Here is an 18,439-nt window from a genome sequence, read left to right as displayed (position 1 = left end):
CTTGAGTAAGAAATCCCGCTTTTAAATTTTTATCGGACAGTAGTGTATATTTTTAATTTTTAAGGCAACTCGCTCTTCAAAAACTTCGCAGTATAGCTCTTTTTGTCTATTATAAGTTCTTCAGGAGTTCCCGTGGCTACAATTTTTCCACCGCCTTTTCCACCTTCGTAACCTACATCGATTACGTAATCGGCAAGTTTAACTACGTCGAGATTGTGTTCGATAATCAAAACCGTATTGCCTTTATCTACCAATTTGTTGATTACATCCATCAATACGCGTATGTCTTCAAAATGCAATCCTGTGGTTGGTTCGTCGAGAATATAAAAAGTATTACCTGTATCTTTTTTTGAAAGTTCACCAGCTAGTTTAATGCGCTGTGCTTCGCCGCCGGATAATGTTGTGCTCTGCTGACCCAAAGTGATGTAACCTAAACCAACATCTTGAATGGTTTTTATCTTGCGATAGATTTTTGGAATATTCTCAAAAAACGGGACGGCTTCATCTACAGTCATATTCAACACATCGGAAATCGATTTTCCTTTGTACCGAATTTCGAGCGTTTCTCGATTAAAACGCTTGCCCTGACAGGTTTCGCATTCCACATACACATCGGGTAAAAAGTTCATTTCAATGGTTCGAACACCGCTGCCTTCGCAGGTTTCGCAACGCCCGCCTTTTACGTTAAAGCTAAATCGGCCCGCTTTGTACCCACGAATCATACTTTCGGGCGTCATCGTAAACAAGTTTCGAATTTCTGAAAAAACGTCGGTGTATGTCGCCGGATTACTGCGTGGTGTTCGCCCAATCGGACTTTGATCAATGTCGATTACCTTATCCAGATGTTCTAAACCTTCGATTTTTTTGTACGGTTGTGGTTTCTTAACTCCGTTGAAAAAATGTGCATTCAGAATCGGATACAAGGTTTCGTTAATCAGAGTCGATTTTCCGCTACCCGAAACACCTGTAACACAAACCAGTTTCCCTAGTGGGATTTCGATACTTACATTTTTGAGATTATTACCCGTTGCACCAGTTAACTTCAAAGATTTACCGTTGCCCTCGCGTCTTTTCTTTGGGATTTGAATCGATTTTTTTCCGTTGAGGTAAGCAGCAGTTAGCGTATCGTGCGTTAATAATTCTCTCGCCGTTCCGATACTAATGATTTCACCTCCGTGTCGACCCGCTTTCGGACCGATATCTACGACATAATCCGCGCGTAAAATCATGTCCTTGTCGTGTTCGACGACCAAAACGGAATTTCCGATATCGCGTAATTGTTCTAAAGAAGTAATGAGTTTTTCGTTATCGCGTTGGTGTAAACCGATACTTGGTTCGTCGAGGATATACAAAACACCAACTAATTGCGAACCAATTTGAGTTGCCAATCGAATGCGTTGCGCTTCGCCACCCGACAGTGTTTTCGAACTCCGATTCAAAGACAAATAATCTAAACCAACATTTAGTAGAAATGCCAAACGGTCGTTAATTTCTTTGATGATTTCGGAACCGATAATGAGTTGTTTCTCGTTTAGTTTTTTAGAAATATCGCGAAAAACTGCTGCGAGATCGGAAATATCTAAAGCCGACATTTCAGCGATGTTTTTCTCATCAATTCGGAAATACAAAGCTTCTTTTTTCAAACGAGCTCCGCCGCAATCCGGACAAGGAATTTCGTCCATGAAATCTTTCGCCCAGCGTTTTATCGACGCGGAACCGCTTTCATCGTATTGATTTTTAATAAATTGCGCGATACCTTCAAATTCAATTCGGTATTCTTTAGTAACGCCTAAAGTGGTCGACTCTACTAAAAATCGATCTTTTCCACCATTTAGAATTATATCAATCGCTTCCGCAGAAATTTTCTCAATCGGATCGGTTAGTTTAAAACCAAATTTTTCGCCGATGGTTTCTAATTGTTTGAAAATCCAGCTTTGTTTGTACGGACCGAGCGGCAGGAATCCACCGTCTTTAATCGACATTTTAGTGTCTAGAACAATTTTTTTGAAGTTTATTTCGTTAATCGTTCCCAAGCCATTGCAGGTTTTGCAAGCTCCTTTCGGGGAATTAAACGAAAAGAGATTTGGCTCCGGATTTTCGTACGATATTCCTGTGGTCGGACACATTAAATTCCTACTGAAATAGCGAATTTCATGGCTGTCTTGGTCTAAAATCATTAAGACGTTTTCGCCGTGGCGCATCGCAGTATCAATACTTTGACTCAATCGTTTCTCTAGATCTGGAGAGCTATCTACCAACAAACGATCAACAACAATTTCGATGTCGTGTGTTTTGTACCGATCGAGTTTCATGCCGTGTACGATATCGCGTAACTCGCCGTTCACGCGTACTTTCAGAAATCCTTGTTTGGCAATTTGTACGAAGAGTTCAGCATAATGTCCTTTTCTCGCTCGGATCACGGGAGCCAAAACATTGATTTTCTTGCCGGTGAAATCTCTCAAAATCAAATCTTTGATTTGGTCGTCGGTGTAGCTTACCATTTTTTCGCCCGTATTGTAACTGTAAGCGTCGGCGGCACGGGCGTAAAGCAAGCGAAGAAAGTCGTAGATTTCTGTAATTGTACCAACGGTTGAACGCGGACTCTTACTCGTTGTTTTCTGCTCAATGGCAATTACTGGCGAAAGTCCGTCGATTTTATCTACATCTGGACGTTCCAAACCACCCAAAAACTGACGCGCATACGCCGAAAACGTTTCGATATACCGTCGCTGACCTTCGGCGTATATGGTATCAAAAGCTAACGACGATTTCCCCGAGCCACTTAGTCCGGTGATGACTACGAGCTTGTCGCGCGGAATTTTAACGTCTATGTTTTTGAGATTATGAACTCGAGCACCAATAACCTCTATATGATTTTCTACTTCAGGCATTTTTTTAAAAAAGGCAAAAATACGGCTAATCTTTGCTAAAAACTATCTCAAAAACAAAGCTTCAATTAAAATATTCACTCTTTTTTCGGCTAAAAGAAACGCGAATTATCGCGCTTTGTTGAACGTTTATTGATAGTAAAAATTCCGCGAAAGCGCTATAAAACAATTTACTTTTATTGATGTTCAATAGTCGTGAATTAGTCAATTGTTAAAGCTTTTAGTCGGTCGCGATACGCTTCTAAAGCAATCGATTTAGAAATAAAACCTTTGTACTGTTTCTTGTAAAGTACGGGTAAATATGCCAAACCAGTTAAGTCGAATTTATTCATTACGGCGGCCATCGACTCGTCGTTTTGAACCGAATACAAAACCGGTTTCATAATTTCCTGAACTTTCGTGTATTTGACTTTGAAATTACTGAAGATGATTTCGCGAATATCGTCGAAGTAAATCAATCCAATAAGTTCTTTTTCGTGATTCGTAACTGCAAAAATCGATTGGCTTGAGTGCGATACGTATTCTACCAATCGCTGCAAATTCTCATCTGGTTTCAAAACCATTTCATCGGGAATGATCAGTGAATTTAAATCAATAGTCGTAAGTATGTTTGAATCCTTATTTCCGGTGAACACTTGTCCTTTTTTAGCGAGATTTTTAACGTCAAGCGAATGTTTTTCAAATCGTTTTGCTACCGCTAAACTTATTGAAGAAACCATCATTAAAGGAACAATCAGATCGTAACCTCCAGTAATTTCTGCAATAAGGAAAATAGCTGTTAGCGGTGCATGAAAAACACCACTTAATATTCCCGCCATGCCCACAATCGTGAAATTTCCGATTGGTAGCGATTGAATTCCAAGAACATTGATCAGTTTCGCAAATAAAAATCCGGTGTACGATCCCATGAATAGGGAAGGAGCAAAGTTTCCTCCGTTTCCGCCGCTACCAATGGTTAAACCTGTCGCGAAAACTTTGGTAAACAAGATTAATCCAACGAAAATCAAAATAGCGAATTTGTTGTTTTCCCAAGATTCAAAGAGCGTTCCTTCGAGCAACAGCGCAGCCTTATCGGCAGAAAGAAGTCGAATACCTTCGTAACCTTCACCAAATAAAGGTGGAAATACAAAGATCAAAACAGCTAATAAACTCGAACCAATCAGTGCTTTTTTATAGGGTTTCCACCGAATTAACCCAAAGACACGTTCGACTCTTTGAAAATTCCGCATGTAAAAAACCGAGACAAAGCCCGTAAGTAAGCCCAAGCCAACGTAATACGGAACGTTCTTGTAGTTAAACGAATTTTCGGAATTGAACGTCAATAAAATAGTGTCGTCTAATATAATGGCCGACAAAATCGCTCCCGTGGCAGCTGAAATCATAATCGGTGTAAAAGCAGCAATACTTACATCGACTAATAAAACTTCAATAGCGAAAAGTACGCCGGCAATCGGAGCTTTAAATGCAGCAGCAATTCCTGCCGCCACGCCACAGCCAATCAATAAGGTACGTTCTTTGTAGCCAAGTCGGTATTGTTGGGCGAAATTCGAACCAAAAGCGGCACCGGTAATTACAATCGGACTCTCCAAACCAGCCGAACCTCCTAATCCTACCGTCAGCGAGCTGGTCATGATTTGCGCATACATTTGCTTTCGCGGAACAATTCCTGCTTTTTTGGCAACGGCATACAAAATCTGACTCGTACCTTTTTCGATGCTGCCACCGAGTAATTTTTTTACAACTAAAACCGTTAGTAAAATACCGATGATCGGAAGTAAACCGTTCACAAACCCGAGATGCAGCTTAGAACTCAAATAGGTGGCAATTTCGAAAACTTTGTGCGCAAATGTTTTAAGCACGATTACAGCCGCAGTAACCGAAATACCTACCAAAACCGCAGCCAAGAATATAAATTGCTTGGCAGTTAAATTGGCTTTGGCCAGATGTATCGCAAATTCAAACCGTTTTTTTATCGTTCTAATCATGAGTTAAAATCCTGCTGTGGCATCTTCGCCGCGCTTATCTGCTCCGGCGTGTTTGTTTCCAAGCGAATCTATAAAAATAGCATCAACTTTCCCAATAACGGGGCTTTCGCCAACTTTTATTTTATAACCTTTGTTTTCAAGAGCTTGAAAATGTTCTTTTGGAAAATTTCTTTCAAATAAAACCTCGTCGGGCAGCCATTGGTGGTGGAATCGCGGACTATCAATGGCAGCTTGAATCGGCATTTCGAACTGAAGTACATTTAGTAAAGTTTGGAAAACGGTGGTAATAATGGTTGAACCTCCGGGCGATCCTAAGGCTAAGATAGGTTTATTGTTTTTAAGCACTATCGTGGGCGTCATCGACGACAACATACGTTTTCCGGGTTCAATTTTGTTGGCACTGCTTCCGGTAAGTCCGTAGCTGTTTGGAAATCCCGGCTTGGCGCTGAAATCGTCCATTTCGTTATTCAAGAAAAAACCAAGTTCAGGTAAATACAATTTCGAACCGAATGCGCCATTTAGTGTGGTGGTAACGGCAACAACATTCCCAAACGAATCGGCTATGGAATAGTGCGTGGTTTCGTCGGATTCTGAAATCGTAATTGCACCCGCTTCGATATCCTTCGACACAGTGGCACGATCAAAGTTAATGCTGGCTGCCCGTTCTTTCAAGTAATTCGAAGCAGTTAATTCTGTAACGGGAACATTTACAAAATCCGGATCGCCTAAAAACTTGCTGCGATCTGCGTAAGCGCGTCGTTCTAATTCGGTTAGCAACTGAATGTATGTTAAGTTGTTAACGCGTAAAGTGTCTAATTTGAAATTCTCGAGCATGCCAAAAAGTTGTGCCAATGCTACGCCTCCCGACGAAGGTGGCGGCATGCTGCAAATCGTGTATTCTTTAAAAGGGAAGCACAGCGGTTTTCGCCATTTAGCACGATAGTTCTTCAAATCGTTAGCCGTGATTATTCCTCCTCGTTTTCTGAGTGCCGAGACTAATTTTCGGGCCGTTTTTCCCGAATAGAATTCGGCTGAACCGTTTTTGGAGATTCGTTCCAACGTCCTTGCTAGTGCGCGAAAGGTAACTCGATCGCCAATTTTATGCTCGATTTTAAAAGGAAGTTCTTTTCCAGAAACTTCAATGATAGTTTTTTGATGTGTTTGCCACTGTTGGTATTGCAGTGCCGACATACGAACGCCTTTGCGCGCCAAGCGAATTGCCAGTTTAAAGAGTGTTTCAATTGGTAACGAACCAAATTTCTTGTGAACTTCAAAAATCCCAGCGATAGTTCCCGGAACGCCAACAGCAAGCGCGCCTTTGGTACTTTTATCTGTATCTACGCTGCCATTCGCATTTAAGTACATGTTTTCACTTGCCTTTTCAGGAGCCAACTCGCGGTAATCTAACGAACCCACTGAACCGTTGGCTTGCGCATAAACCATAAATCCGCCGCCGCCAATATTGCCCGCGTACGGATACGAAACGGCTAAGGCCAATTCTACGGCAATCATAGCATCAAAGGCATTTCCGCCTTGTTTTAAAATTTCTGCGCCGATTTCAGAAGCTTCAATTCGTGCCGAGCTCACCGCAGCTTTCGAATAAATTTGCTGTTGCTGTGCGAATACTAGAAAAGGAAAAAGTACCAGTACAATTTGCCAAGACTTCATAATTCGTTCAACTTTTTTTCGCAGAACAATTGAATTTCAGGAAAAAACTTCGTGAATTCTTCTTCAAACAGAAAGTAATCGGCTGTAAGTTCTTCGGTAGCCGAACTCATGCCTGATAGAAACTTCGTTCTGGCGTCCATTTGTCGGAAAATATTCGATAATCCGTTAATCGATTCATACGAAAGCAGCCAATTGTATTTGATCATATACGGCACAATAGATTTGGCTTTAACCGTGAATAATTCGGCATTTTTATTGAGCAAATTGTAAAAGTTTTGCACGACTTCGTTGAGCGGCTTTTGGGAATACACGCTCCAGTTTTTTGCTAGGAAATGATCGTAATACAAATCTACAATCACCGGTGCATAATGATGGTACGACTTGTGTAAGCGTTTGGTGCTTTGCCTAAAAATCGGATGTGCATCGGTAAACGTATCGATTTCTCGATGCAGTAAAATACCGCGTTGTACGCCTTCGGGAAAATCTAAGTACGCCTTGGTGCGAATGCCTTCTGCAAGGAAATTTCCTAGCTGAACTTCGGTATCGCTGCCCGATAAATACAAATGTGCAAGAAAATTCATACGCCTAAATATAGCCTTTTTTTAATTCGGATAGTTACTTTTTTCTTTTCTAGGCACAGCGAAAACTTATATTTGTAAAAAAGTTAAAATCGATGACATTAATTAAATCTATTTCCGGAATCCGCGGTACTATTGGTGGTGCGATCGACGACAACCTAACGCCGATCGATGCTGTAAAATTCGCTGCCGCTTACGGAACATTTCTAAAGAAAACATTGGGTAAAGAAGACATCAAAGTGGTTATTGGTCGCGATGCGCGTATTTCCGGCCCCATGATTCACGCCTTAGTAGCCAATACTTTAATCGGTTTGGGAATCGACGTGATTGATCTCGGATTATCGACTACACCAACCGTCGAAGTTGCCGTTCCCTTAGAGAAAGCCGACGGTGGAATTATTCTTACCGCTTCGCACAATCCAAAACAATGGAATGCGCTAAAGTTATTGAATGATAAAGGTGAATTTTTGAGTGGCGCCGACGGTGCAGAAATTTTGAAAATTGCCGATGCGGGCGATTATCAGTTTGCTGATGTGGATTCGCTCGGAACGCTTACAGTGAACGATTCGTACATGGATATTCATATTGATGAAGTATTGAATTTACCGCTTGTGAATGTCGATTTAGTTAAAGAAGCAAAATTTAAAGTCGTTGTTGATGCCGTGAATTCCAGCGGCGGTATCATTGTTCCGAAATTATTGGAGGAAATGGGTGTTGAATGTGTGAAGTTGTATTGCACACCCGATGGTCATTTTCCGCACAATCCGGAACCTTTGAAAGAACATTTGTCGGAAATCATGAAATTGGTTGTGGAAGAAAAGGCCGATTTCGGAATTGTTGTAGATCCCGACGTAGACCGACTTGCTTTTGTATCCGAAAACGGCGAGATGTTTGGCGAAGAATATACGCTCGTTGCCATAGCCGATTACATCTTGTCGAAGAATCCTGGAAATACCGTTTCTAACTTATCGTCGTCTCGTGCTTTGCGCGATGTTACGCTAAAACACGGCGGAACCTATTTTGCCAGTGCGGTTGGCGAAGTGAATGTTGTGGAACTGATGAAAAAACAAAATGCGGTGATTGGCGGAGAAGGCAACGGCGGAATTATTTATCCGGACTTGCATTACGGACGCGACAGCATTGTTGGAATTGCTCTGTTCTTAACACATTTAGCCGAAAAGAAAATGAAAGTTTCGGAACTCAGAGATAGTTATCCGGCGTATTTTATGAGTAAAAATAAAATCGAACTCACGCCTAGCATTAACGTGGATGCGGTTTTAAAACAAGTAGAAGGTAAGTACCAATCGGAAGAAGTTTCTACTGTGGATGGTGTCAAGATTGATTTCGAAAACTCGTGGGTGCATTTGCGCAAAAGCAACACCGAACCGATTATTCGAATTTACACCGAAGCAGGTTCTCAAGCCGCAGCAGATGAACTTGCAATTCGATTTGTATCGGAATTAAAAGCTTTCGCTAGAATTTAAAGAACGATTGTTATTGCGAACGAAAAAGCCTCCAAATCGGAGGCTTTTTTGTGTTCTAATTTATAATTCCATTTTCTTAAGTTCTTCGTAACTGCGGTTTAAACGACGAAGCAATATTCCGTAAATCAATTTGTAAATCAGCCAGAATATAAGCGTTAACACCGCGGTGATCAGAATCAAAATGATTATTGCTGTGATCATTACCGTCAGAGGCATTTGTCCGTTACCGTTGTGCATCACACTTTCTGTGGTGTAACCGTGGTAAAATCCGAAGCTACAAACAACGATAAAAAGTACAGCGAAAGAAATTAGGTTAAAAGCAATATAACGTTTTACGACACGTCGGGTGTTAATGATGTTGGTAATGAGTTCTTTGGTACTGCTTACAACAGATATCTTGCGGTAATTCTGATAAAAACGATAAATAAACCAAACAACGACAAGGTAAAACACAATACTGCAAGCCATGTAAAACTCGTAAATTCCCCATTTCTGTAGTAACTCGCTACTTTCGTCGTGCGCTTTACTCAGCGAAAGCGTGATTCCCAAAACAATACCCAGCAATAGTTCGCAAATGGAAACGAAAAAAATCCATTTCACAATCGACGACGATCGCAATTTCAGCATGTTGCTCAACTCATTTTCACCGATTTGCGTGAACGAGTTGGTCGACTTTTGCCAGTCTTTCTTTAATAAATCCAATCCTTCCATCTGCTTGCTACGGATTTAATATTTTTTTCAATTTCCCCTTAATTCGATTCATCTTTACACGTGCGTTTACTTCTGAAATCCCCAGCGTTTCGGCGATTTCATGATAATCTTTGTCTTCTAAATACATGAAAACTAGAGCTTTCTCAATGTCGTTCAACTGTTGCACCGCGCGATACATCAGCTTAATTTGCTCTTCTTCTTCATAGTTGTACTGCTCTTCTTTGATAAACAAATTGGCCGTTTCAACATCCGAAGTTTGAATGCTGCGCTTGTCTTTTCGGTACAAGGTAATCGCGGTGTTTAAAGCTACCCGATACGCCCAAGTCGAAAATTTACTTTCGCCTCGAAATTTTGGGTAAGCTTTCCACAATTGAATCGTAATCTCTTGGAAAAGATCTTTGTGCTGATCTTCGTCTTGCGTATAAAGCCGACAAATTTTGTGAATCAAATTCTGATTCATTTTCAGCTTCTCTACAAAGTCTTTTTCTAAAGATTGCTCCATCATTCGATTAGTAGGTTTTCACGCATTTTTGTTACAATTCCGCTTTAGATTTTGTCATTTCGATTTGAGGCAATCAATAAATTAATAAACTTTCCGTAGCTGGAAATTCCGTCTTTTTGACTGTTGAATTTAAGGAAATTATCGTAAAAAGTTTCGAATATTTTTTCCACGAAAGTGGACTTTCCCTTCCAAAACGCATCGGCTTCTTCAAAATTTCGAAGGACTCCCTGATTAATCGATTTCTGATAGAAATTTAAAACAACCGGATTCTTAAACTTCCACATATTCAAACAATAGCGCAAGGCTGTGGCATGAGCCGCATACTGCAAGTGTAAATCGGTTGCCGCTGCCGTAACTTGAAAAGCGTAAAAATTACATTCACTTTCGCTACCAACACCCAGCTGATGCGCTATTTCGTGCGCAATCGTAAAACTTCGGTTAAAGTTAGGCGACTCGTAATTGTACTGCGCTTCGCCTGAAAACGGATTCAAATAGCCCGTAAATCCCATGTAACTTAAGGCCAAACTGTACGACGACTTTTTGACACTTGGCGTTTCATAGTTCAATGCGTAATCGGGTAAAAACCAGTATTTCAAAACAGTATTTTCAACCGCTGCATCTGAAACGGTTTGCCGAACGGCTGTTGATTTATTCTTAGTAATTTCAAATTGCAGCCGATTGCTTTCGCGAATCAGTTTTCGCGTTAACGCATGCAATTCGGTATCGCTGTATTCCAAATTCCAGTTTTGTTTTTCAGCGAGCGAAGGTCCGTAGTAGTTGAACGCCCACAGTACGTGAAACAGCAAATACAAAGTGGCGCACCAACGCAGCAACAACGGAAATACAATTTGAATGAACTTTTTCCGGTTCCGAATCGTTGAGATTAACAAGTACAATCCTAAAAGGGTGTAGGCAATATCGCCAATCGAAAACGAAAAATAGCCCGTAAACGTTCGGAAAGTCGTAGCGATTTTGGGATAAAAGCTCGATTGATAGAACGCAATAAAAGAATTCGAGTTGCCAAGGATTTTCACAACTAGCACAACAACAAGCAAATACGAAAGGCTACGCACTAAATTGCCGTAGCGTGGGCTGTACAATTCTAAAAACTGCTTTAATTTCTCGACCTGCTTCACTTGCTTGTTGTATTTTCGTGGCTCAAACCGCCATTTTATGAACGAGCAAGTTAGAAATTTAGTTCCAAACCCGATTTGGAAAAACTTCGCAGATTTAAACGCTGTGCCACGACCGTCGAAACAAGAAGCCCGAGTGATTGCTTTTATGCAAGAATTTGGCAAAAAGTTGAACTTGGAAACCTACACCGACGAGGTTGGTAACGTCATTATAAAAAAACCGGCGACATCAGGTATGGAAAATCGGCAAACTGTTGTGCTGCAAAGCCATCTGGATATGGTGCACCAGAAAAATGCCGAAACAGTTTTCGATTTTCAAACACAAGGAATCGACATGTATGTGGATGGCGATTGGGTTCGAGCGCGCGGAACCACATTGGGCGCCGATAACGGACTAGGTGTTGCCACCATCATGGCTGTTTTAGAAAGTACCGATTTGCCGCATCCGACTATCGAAGCACTGTTTACTATTGATGAAGAAACGGGAATGACAGGCGCCATGAATCTGCAAGGCGGTGTGCTCACAGGCGATATTCTCCTAAATTTAGATACCGAAGAAGACGATGAAATCGACATTGGCTGCGCCGGCGGATTAGACGTTACCGCACAAGCTGTTTACAATTCGGAGCCTACGCCCGAGCATTCGCTTGCGTTTAAACTTATCGTGCGTGGTTTACAAGGCGGACACTCCGGTATGGACATCCACAAAGGTTTGGGTAACGCCAACAAAATCATAAACCGATTGCTGTTTGGCGGTTTCGATAATTTTGGTTTGCAAATTGCGAGTATTGTGGGCGGAAGTTTACGCAATGCTATTCCACGCGAGAGCGTAGCGCATTTTGTGATTGCACAGTTGTACGACGGTGCTTTTCAATTAGACATTCAGGAAATTATAGACGATATAAAAACCGAATTTGCAACCACCGAACCGCAGTTGGAAATTGAATTGGTTCCGGCCGAGCTACCCGAAACGGTTATGGATGTAGCAGCGCAAGAAGCAGTATTGCGCGCTATTTATGCTGCGCACAACGGCGTGTATCGCATGAGTGCCGATATGCCCGATTTGGTGGAAACCTCGAATAATATCGCCAAAGTAACCATTGAAAACGGACAATTGAGCATTCAGTGTTTAACGCGCTCGTCGGTTGAAACTTCGAAATACGATTTAGCTAATGCCTTGAAATCGGCTTTTGAGTTGGCGGGTTGCGAGGTTTTGTTCTCGGGCAGTTATCCGGGTTGGAAGCCCAAACCTGAGTCGGATATTGTGCAATTGCTCGCTAAAACGTACACCGATTTATTTGGTTCGAAACCGCGCGTTGTGGCGTGTCATGCCGGTTTAGAGTGCGGAATTTTAGGCAAGAATTATCCAAAGATGGACATGGTTTCGTTTGGTCCGACGATTTTAGGAGCGCATTCGCCCGACGAGCGTGCCTCGATTACTTCGGTACAGAAATTCTGGAAATTATTTTGCACGGTTTTGGAGAACATTCCGGAGAGGAAGTAAGGTGTTTTTTTTAAAGTANCTAAACGGGAAGGGGAAAACGGGTTTATCCCTACAAAGAAAAAACGAAAGTTGGTTACGGGAAAACCGTAAATTTTTGAGAGATTTGGAGATTTAAAAATTGGGAGATTTGCCTATATAATTTAGATAGTGTCTTAAACCCGCGCTTTAGTTTTTGGTATGGAGTGGATNTTGAAAAAAAATCGACATACGGTTACGGGTTTTCCGCATATTTTTTAAGTTGTCCGAAAACAGTGCGTATTTGATTGCTCGAAAGCTTATGATGATTCGTTAACTGGTAACGATTTTCGCGGCCGTGACTGCAATGAAAATACGGCCGTAACCGCGGTATGTGAAGGCGGTTTTGGAGCAGCGACCAGCGGAAGCTGTTACAAAAGCGTGCCTGAATTACCGCAGTTAGGCTGTATTGCAATGAAAGGCGCGAGATGCCGCCCAAAAAATAAAAAATTTCTAAATATTTGGCTGAGGCGTAGTTCTCAAGTAGGATTTTATACGCTTGTGTCCTTTTGGGAATTTTTCAGGTATCTCATCATCATTCACCTGCGGCGTTATGATAACATCCTCGCCGTGCGACCAATTGACAGGTGTGGCTACTTGATACTTCGCTGTTAATTGTAGACTGTCGATAACGCGTATGATTTCGTTAAAGTTTCGGCCGGTTGAAGCAGGATAGGTTATAATTAATTTTATTGTTTTATCTGGTGCAATGATCAATACTGATCGCACTGTCGCCGTGGTGCTTGCGTTGGGATGAATAAAGTCGTAAAGAGTTGAGATACCGCGATCAGGATCGGCGATAATCGGAAAATTTACAGTCGTGTTTTGAGTTTCGTTGATGTCGGGTATCCACTGATGGTGATGTTCGAGTGTATCGACACTTAGCGCTAATACTTTGACGTTTCTTTTTTGAAATTCATCATGCAGTTTGGCTGTTGCCCCTAATTCGGTTGTACAAACCGGCGTAAAATCGGCAGGATGCGAAAATAGTACTGCCCAAGAATTTCCTAGGTACTCGTAGAAATCGATGGTTCCGAAAGTGGTTTCGGCAGTGAAGTTTGGGGCGGTATCGCCCAATCGTAATGTTGCCATTTGTGTGTAATTTAGGTTAAACAATTTGAAATAAAAAAGTCCGCTAATGAATATCGGCGGACTTTTTGTAACTGTTATAACAGCACCGATATCTACAAACTATGATGATAGCAGCAACAGCAGCAAACAAATGTTTGTGCAAATGCAGTACGAGTTGTAATATGTCGATTTAAGCTGGTCATATGCTGATGTGAAATTAATTTATTAGGTAGGAAGTTGAGTAAAGTTTACAATAATCTTAACGTTGTACAGATTATTATAACACAAAAATGTTGAATTGTTTTAAAACACAAAATTTCTATGTGAATTGTGATAAGGAACAACATAAAAAAAGCCGATTTCCTTTCGAAAACCGGCTCTTTTGGACAAACATCAAGAATTAGTATTTCAACTTCGCGCTTAATTCAAACTCGTCGTTGATTGTTTTATCGCCCAAGTTGCTGAAGAAGCTTCCTGAACCGTATTTGATATCGTATTTAGTACGGTCTACGTTAAAGTTTGCTGTAGCTGTACCGTTAGCAACTTTCAATTCGAAGTTCACTGAATTTGTGATTCCTTTGATCGTTAAGTCAGCAGTTACAGAATAAACGCCAGCCGATTTCTCGCCGATTGATTTGAAAACCAATTTAGCCGTTGGGAATTTCTCTACACCGAAGAAATCTTCGTTTTTCAAGTGACCTTCCAAGTTTTCTTTACCTTGACCAGGCTTTAAGTCGGTTACTGTGATCGACGTCATGTCAACCGTAAAGTTACCGCCAACTACTTTCGAACCTTTGAAGATAAGTGTTCCTTCTTTCAAGCTAACATCGCCTGAGTGTGAACCCGTAACTTTTTTACCTACCCAAGAAACGGTACTTGCTTTTACATCGACTTTTTTAGATTGAGCAACTGTTGTTGCTGTAGCGAATGCGAATAGGCTTAAAGCCAATAATTTGATTGTTTTCATTGTTAAAATTAAGTATTAAAATGGTTTAAAATATGTTCAATTTGGTTTGCAAAATGCTCTTTGTCGCTTGAACTGAGCTTTGAGAGCAATTCGGCTTCTTTTTGCGCGAGTATCGGATCTATTTGCTCGAGAAGTTCGAGTCCTTTAGCGGTGATACATACTTCTATTTTACGTCGATTTTCCTCGCATACAGTCCGTGTAACAAGTCCTTTTGCCAGCAGTTTATCGACCAAGCGCGTCGTATTACTTGTTTTGGAAATCATTCGTTCCTGAATCAGGCACATGTTAGCAGGTTTTCCTTGTTGCCCGCGTAGGATTCGCAACACATTAAATTGTTCTGCAGATAAATCGAACGATTTAAACTTAATGGCCAAAGATTCGTAAAACGCATTTGCAAGACGCATCGTATTCACAATCAGACGCTTGTCCTGATTTTGAATTTTACTAGCTTGTTGTGTTAACTCTTGCATATACAATATTTGTAGATACAAATGTATAAACCTAAATTAGATTGTTTACTTTTGGTACGCTAAATTTTCGTTAAATTAATTTTATGGTAGCTCATCTCAATCAATCAGACTGGAAAGCAAAGCTCTCAGAATCTACAAATCCACAAATTATCGACGTTCGTACAGCCGAAGAAGTAGCCGAGGGTTATATTCCGGAAATGATACATTATGATATTTACGGAGGTCAGGAGTTTATTTCTGCGTTGGAATCGTTAGATAAAACGCGTCCGTACTTTGTATATTGCAAGTCTGGCGGCAGAAGTGCACAAGCTTGTGATATTATGCAGGCGCTCGGATTTACTGAAACGTACAACCTGCTTGGTGGTTTTTCATCGTGGACAGGACCAAAAGAAATTTAGTTTTTTTCTTTTTAATAGTCTGATTGTTAATATTTGTTTCTATTTTTGATGCGGTTCCCCAATTAACCAACCCAACACAATGGAAGCAAACTTAAGTTCTGGATCGCAATGGAGACGTTCTATTCTTGCAGCTGCTTTAATTCTATGCGCTTATTTCAATGTAGCAGATAACTTTTACATCCAAATTATCTTGTATGTGGCAAGTGTCTATTTAATCTTGACTGCAGTCTTTAAAATTTGTTTAGTTTACAAGATTTTTGGAGTCGACGCATCTAGGCAGCGCCGCTCAGGTTCAGGAATGTATTAGTCTGGATTTGCCAACGTTTCAAACAATTTAGCGTGCGCGGAAAGCAGTCTATTTCTAACTGCAATTTCGGACAAACGACTGCTTATCAACGTATTTTCGCGGGTATTTAAAAGAAACAAAGAGCTTTCGCCTGCCTCAAATAAACGTATTTCTGCATTGAGCATTGTGCCGGTATCGCGAACTAATTCTCGCATCAGCGAAGCTTGCTTTTCTAAAGAAATAATTTCCGTTTGAGCCGCTTGAATTTTATTTTCTAACTGTCGCGTCTCAAATTTTAAAGACAAATTAGCATCCGTTAAAGCTAGTTTTGCGCGTTGCAAGTTTCCGCGTTCTTTTCTGATAAATATTGGAAAATAGAAGTTAAATCCTACCTTATAATCATCGAATCGTTTTGACGCGTCGAACGAGTCGGGCTGAAACAAGTAGCTGTAGCCAAAATCGGCCCGTGGTAATAGTCGGTTAGCAGCCAATCGGCGCTCAATTTCCAGCATTTTTACTTTAGTTTCGAGCGCCTGAACCTTCGGATGCTGATTTAAATCAACGTTATTGGTGATCATTTCGTTGGTTTGTAAAACTTCCGAAATACGTTGTTCTGTATCGGGTTCTGGAATCATATCTTCAGCCAGTTCCAACGGTACATTGTTTTCAATCCAAAGAAAATTACTCAGTTCTAACCGCGCTTTAATTAATTTTAGTTTTGAATCTTCTAAAGATAAATTTCGGTTCACTACCACGATTCGCGCTTCCGTACTATCGATAACTGGTTTATCGCCTTCCTGAATTAAAATTTTGATACCGTCTAAACGAATTTTAGCATTTTTGGCAAATTCCTGATAGAGTTCATATTCGCGGTACTGACGCTGCCAGCTGAAATAGGCTTCGGCAGCCTCCGACAATACGGCAGTAGCCATCAGATTCCGATCGGCGCGACTCAAGGTTTGTTGCAACTTTGCTTTCCGTAAATCGGCCATTCGCTTGTTGATAAACAAATCTTGTGCAATCGGAATCGATATGCCTACGTTGCCCAAACCTGTTGCCGGAACAAGGTTTTGCGGGTTTAAATACTGTCCGTTATTGTCGTCGATTCCGGCTTTAATTTCGATTCCGTACCAAGTCGGAATTTTAAACGTTCCGTTAAAAACATTGTAATAGGTACTTCCTTTAAAATCTTTGCGCTCGAAATCGGCTTCCAAAACCGGATCAAAAGCGCCGCGTGCCGTCATTAAAGCAGCTTGTGCAGCAGATATTTCTAAATCAGCACTTTTCACCAAAGGATGAAACTTGCGTACAAATCCCATATACTCCTCAAACGACATGATTTTGGGATTATCCTGCGCAAAGGAAAGTTGTCCGATTAAAGCAAACAGTAACAGTCGTACTTTCATTATTTACCGTCTTTTTTCGGAGTTGAAGAATTCGACTTAATATCAGAACTAGCCCCTTTGTAGTAATTCGGCGGGAATCCGTTGAGGCGTCGCCAAATTTCAAACCAAACCGGCACCGTTTCCAATAAGGCAATGGTTTGCGCTCCCGAACCAATCGCTAATTGCGTGGGCCACTGCTGGTCGGTATTATCCGGAGCAATAAGCACGCGGTATTTTCCGTTTTCGCTGATGAAATTTTCAATAGCTACAACAGTTCCACCAAAAGTTCCGTAAGACATATCCGGCCAGCCCGAAAATACGATAGTAGGCCAACCATCAAACCAAACACGAACTTTTTCGCCGCGTTTAATCAAGGGTAAATCGATTGGCGAAACAAAAGTTTCAACGGCAATTTCGAAATTTTGCGGCATGATACTTACCACCGGAGTTCCTTCTTTTATAATTTCGCCAACACCCGACTGTAATGCGCGGTTTACATAACCGTCCTGCGGAGCTAATATGTAATACATGCCGTTTCGAATGTTGTAATTAACGTATTGATTGTCGAGCTTGTTGACTTGCGCCTCGGTGTCAAACTGACTACTTTTTGCCGTAAACTGGTCGCTTTCAACCTTAGCAATCTTTTCCGCGTATTCGGATTCCAGACGATCTAATTCGACAATAGCATTTATCAGTTCATTTTTAGACGCCAAAAATTTGTTCTCAATCGTGATAATTTTAGCTTCCATTTCCTGCTGTTTCAATCGCTTTTCTTCGACATCTGTAACAGGTTTTAATCCGTCTTTATTTAAGGTAACTGCTCGATTGTACTGCGTGTTTGCAATGCGCAGCAGCGTTTTTGTAGCAACTAAATCGGTACTGTCGCTTTTGATTTTTAGTTTTGCTTGCAGTACTTTGTTACGTGCTTGTTCTGTTTTGAGTTTTAACTCTCTTAAGATTGCGCCTTTCTGACCTTCAAGCGCAACAACTTTTTGCCCGTAAGAAGCTGCCGCCGATTTCTTGGCATCGCGTTGATTCTTCGTGTTTTCCACTAGGTTCGGATCCAAATAATCTTCTTTAACCTCGCTGAGATACACAATAGTATCGCCTTTTTTAACAAATTGGCCTTCTTGCACATACCATTTCTCAATACGTCCGGCAATGGTTGTATGAATGGTTTGCGGACGTTGACCCGGTCTCAAGGTCGTTACAGAACCCGTTCCGGAAATGTTCTGTGTCCACGGCAAAAACATGAAAATGATCAGGATGATTCCGAAGATCGCCATGAAACGATTCAGAATTTTATAATGCGGACGGTTTTCCAAGCTGCGAACTGTCTTAAATCGCTCTGCCTGTGGAATATATACGGAGTTTTCTTTAGATAAATTCAGCAT

At 41.1% G+C, this 18,439-nt stretch carries 16 protein-coding genes; 4 read left to right on the top strand and 12 right to left on the bottom strand.

What is annotated here, in order from left to right:
* Window positions 1–59 precede the first annotated feature (59 nt).
* From uvrA to CHX27_RS12625, 4 genes are all read right to left on the bottom strand, one after another.
* On the bottom strand, window positions 60–2,891 hold the full coding sequence (gene uvrA / locus CHX27_RS12640) for an excinuclease ABC subunit UvrA (protein WP_094487124.1): 2,832 nt from the start codon (window positions 2,889–2,891) through the stop codon (window positions 60–62).
* Window positions 2,892–3,088: 197 nt separating this feature from the next.
* Entirely contained in the window at window positions 3,089–4,873 is a 1,785-nt protein-coding gene (locus tag CHX27_RS12635) for a chloride channel protein (RefSeq protein ID WP_094487123.1), read from the bottom strand.
* A 3-nt stretch (window positions 4,874–4,876) separates the two neighbouring features.
* Window positions 4,877–6,541 (bottom strand): gamma-glutamyltransferase, encoded by a 1,665-nt coding sequence (gene ggt / locus CHX27_RS12630; RefSeq protein WP_094487122.1) that lies wholly within the window; start codon window positions 6,539–6,541, stop codon window positions 4,877–4,879.
* The gene (locus tag CHX27_RS12625) at window positions 6,538–7,122 is read right to left on the bottom strand and encodes an acyl carrier protein phosphodiesterase (protein ID WP_094487121.1); all 585 of its coding nucleotides are present in this window, start codon (window positions 7,120–7,122) and stop codon (window positions 6,538–6,540) included. Before CHX27_RS12625 ends, ggt begins: the two co-directional genes overlap by 4 nt.
* Before the next feature lie 92 nt (window positions 7,123–7,214).
* Here CHX27_RS12625 and glmM point away from each other — a divergent pair, with 92 nt between their 5' ends.
* Window positions 7,215–8,603 carry a phosphoglucosamine mutase gene (gene glmM, locus CHX27_RS12620; RefSeq protein ID WP_094487120.1) on the top strand — a complete coding sequence of 463 codons (1,389 nt, stop codon included), beginning with the start codon at window positions 7,215–7,217 and terminating at the stop codon, window positions 8,601–8,603.
* A gap of 60 nt (window positions 8,604–8,663) precedes the next feature.
* On the opposite strand, the gene CHX27_RS12615 is transcribed toward glmM, so the two are convergent.
* Genes CHX27_RS12615 through CHX27_RS12605 form a run of 3 tightly spaced genes read right to left on the bottom strand, consistent with a single transcriptional unit; the run spans window position 8,664 to window position 10,952 of the window.
* Window positions 8,664–9,314 (bottom strand): hypothetical protein, encoded by a 651-nt coding sequence (locus CHX27_RS12615; protein ID WP_094487119.1) that lies wholly within the window; start codon window positions 9,312–9,314, stop codon window positions 8,664–8,666.
* 7 nt (window positions 9,315–9,321) lie between these two features.
* Window positions 9,322–9,816 (bottom strand): RNA polymerase sigma factor, encoded by a 495-nt coding sequence (locus CHX27_RS12610; RefSeq protein ID WP_094487118.1) that lies wholly within the window; start codon window positions 9,814–9,816, stop codon window positions 9,322–9,324.
* Between the two features lie 44 nt (window positions 9,817–9,860).
* The gene (locus CHX27_RS12605) at window positions 9,861–10,952 is read right to left on the bottom strand and encodes a DUF3810 domain-containing protein (protein WP_165764514.1); all 1,092 of its coding nucleotides are present in this window, start codon (window positions 10,950–10,952) and stop codon (window positions 9,861–9,863) included.
* Window positions 10,953–10,989: 37 nt separating this feature from the next.
* Between CHX27_RS12605 and CHX27_RS12600 the strand changes: the two genes are divergently transcribed.
* A complete protein-coding gene (locus CHX27_RS12600; protein ID WP_094487117.1) occupies window positions 10,990–12,453 on the top strand; it encodes an aminoacyl-histidine dipeptidase in 1,464 nt (487 codons plus the stop codon).
* Window positions 12,454–12,921: 468 nt separating this feature from the next.
* Here the strand turns inward: CHX27_RS12600 and CHX27_RS12595 are convergent, their stop codons facing one another.
* From CHX27_RS12595 to CHX27_RS12585, 3 genes are all read right to left on the bottom strand, one after another.
* Window positions 12,922–13,560, bottom strand: coding sequence for a peroxiredoxin (locus CHX27_RS12595; protein WP_094486894.1), 639 nt, complete (start codon window positions 13,558–13,560; stop codon window positions 12,922–12,924).
* Window positions 13,561–13,939: 379 nt separating this feature from the next.
* Window positions 13,940–14,506: a YceI family protein gene (locus CHX27_RS12590; RefSeq protein WP_094486895.1), complete on the bottom strand. Its 567-nt coding sequence runs from the start codon at window positions 14,504–14,506 to the stop codon at window positions 13,940–13,942.
* 8 nt (window positions 14,507–14,514) lie between these two features.
* A complete protein-coding gene (locus CHX27_RS12585) occupies window positions 14,515–14,976 on the bottom strand; it encodes a MarR family winged helix-turn-helix transcriptional regulator (protein ID WP_094486896.1) in 462 nt (153 codons plus the stop codon).
* 83 nt (window positions 14,977–15,059) lie between these two features.
* Between CHX27_RS12585 and CHX27_RS12580 the strand changes: the two genes are divergently transcribed.
* Together CHX27_RS12580 and CHX27_RS15970 are read left to right on the top strand one after the other, a co-directional pair.
* A complete protein-coding gene (locus CHX27_RS12580; protein ID WP_094486897.1) occupies window positions 15,060–15,374 on the top strand; it encodes a rhodanese-like domain-containing protein in 315 nt (104 codons plus the stop codon).
* A gap of 79 nt (window positions 15,375–15,453) precedes the next feature.
* A complete protein-coding gene (locus CHX27_RS15970; RefSeq protein ID WP_094486898.1) occupies window positions 15,454–15,681 on the top strand; it encodes a YgaP family membrane protein in 228 nt (75 codons plus the stop codon).
* Here CHX27_RS15970 and CHX27_RS12570 read toward each other — a convergent pair.
* Together CHX27_RS12570 and CHX27_RS12565 are read right to left on the bottom strand one after the other, a co-directional pair.
* Window positions 15,678–17,066 (bottom strand): TolC family protein, encoded by a 1,389-nt coding sequence (locus tag CHX27_RS12570; protein ID WP_094486899.1) that lies wholly within the window; start codon window positions 17,064–17,066, stop codon window positions 15,678–15,680. The genes CHX27_RS15970 and CHX27_RS12570 overlap by 4 nt on opposite strands.
* Complete coding sequence (locus CHX27_RS12565) at window positions 17,066–18,439, bottom strand: HlyD family secretion protein (protein WP_094486900.1); 1,374 nt, start codon at window positions 18,437–18,439, stop codon at window positions 17,066–17,068. The genes CHX27_RS12570 and CHX27_RS12565 overlap by 1 nt, the downstream gene beginning before the upstream one ends.

The sequence above is a fragment of the Flavobacterium aurantiibacter genome (assembly GCF_002251775.1).
GTDB classification, from domain to species: Bacteria; Bacteroidota; Bacteroidia; order Flavobacteriales; family Flavobacteriaceae; genus Flavobacterium; species Flavobacterium aurantiibacter.
Note: the sequence above shows the minus strand (reverse complement) of the source record. Positions and strands in the feature narration are given on the sequence as shown.

What these genes read in the sequence shown, in the direction of transcription:
- CHX27_RS15970 (WP_094486898.1), top strand. Translation starts at nt 15,454, where the DNA reads ATGGAAGCAAACTTAAGTTCTGGATCGCAATGGAGACGTTCTATTCTT.
- CHX27_RS12595 (WP_094486894.1), bottom strand. Translation starts at nt 13,560, where the DNA reads ATGGCAACATTACGATTGGGCGATACCGCCCCAAACTTCACTGCCGAA.
- CHX27_RS12635 (WP_094487123.1), bottom strand. Translation starts at nt 4,873, where the DNA reads ATGATTAGAACGATAAAAAAACGGTTTGAATTTGCGATACATCTGGCC.
- CHX27_RS12625 (WP_094487121.1), bottom strand. Translation starts at nt 7,122, where the DNA reads ATGAATTTTCTTGCACATTTGTATTTATCGGGCAGCGATACCGAAGTT.
- CHX27_RS12565 (WP_094486900.1), bottom strand. Translation starts at nt 18,439, where the DNA reads ATGCTGAATTTATCTAAAGAAAACTCCGTATATATTCCACAGGCAGAG.
- glmM (WP_094487120.1), top strand. Translation starts at nt 7,215, where the DNA reads ATGACATTAATTAAATCTATTTCCGGAATCCGCGGTACTATTGGTGGT.
- CHX27_RS12610 (WP_094487118.1), bottom strand. Translation starts at nt 9,816, where the DNA reads ATGGAGCAATCTTTAGAAAAAGACTTTGTAGAGAAGCTGAAAATGAAT.
- uvrA (WP_094487124.1), bottom strand. Translation starts at nt 2,891, where the DNA reads ATGCCTGAAGTAGAAAATCATATAGAGGTTATTGGTGCTCGAGTTCAT.
- CHX27_RS12615 (WP_094487119.1), bottom strand. Translation starts at nt 9,314, where the DNA reads ATGGAAGGATTGGATTTATTAAAGAAAGACTGGCAAAAGTCGACCAAC.
- CHX27_RS12590 (WP_094486895.1), bottom strand. Translation starts at nt 14,506, where the DNA reads ATGAAAACAATCAAATTATTGGCTTTAAGCCTATTCGCATTCGCTACA.
- ggt (WP_094487122.1), bottom strand. Translation starts at nt 6,541, where the DNA reads ATGAAGTCTTGGCAAATTGTACTGGTACTTTTTCCTTTTCTAGTATTC.
- CHX27_RS12600 (WP_094487117.1), top strand. Translation starts at nt 10,990, where the DNA reads ATGAACGAGCAAGTTAGAAATTTAGTTCCAAACCCGATTTGGAAAAAC.
- CHX27_RS12585 (WP_094486896.1), bottom strand. Translation starts at nt 14,976, where the DNA reads ATGCAAGAGTTAACACAACAAGCTAGTAAAATTCAAAATCAGGACAAG.
- CHX27_RS12570 (WP_094486899.1), bottom strand. Translation starts at nt 17,066, where the DNA reads ATGAAAGTACGACTGTTACTGTTTGCTTTAATCGGACAACTTTCCTTT.
- CHX27_RS12580 (WP_094486897.1), top strand. Translation starts at nt 15,060, where the DNA reads ATGGTAGCTCATCTCAATCAATCAGACTGGAAAGCAAAGCTCTCAGAA.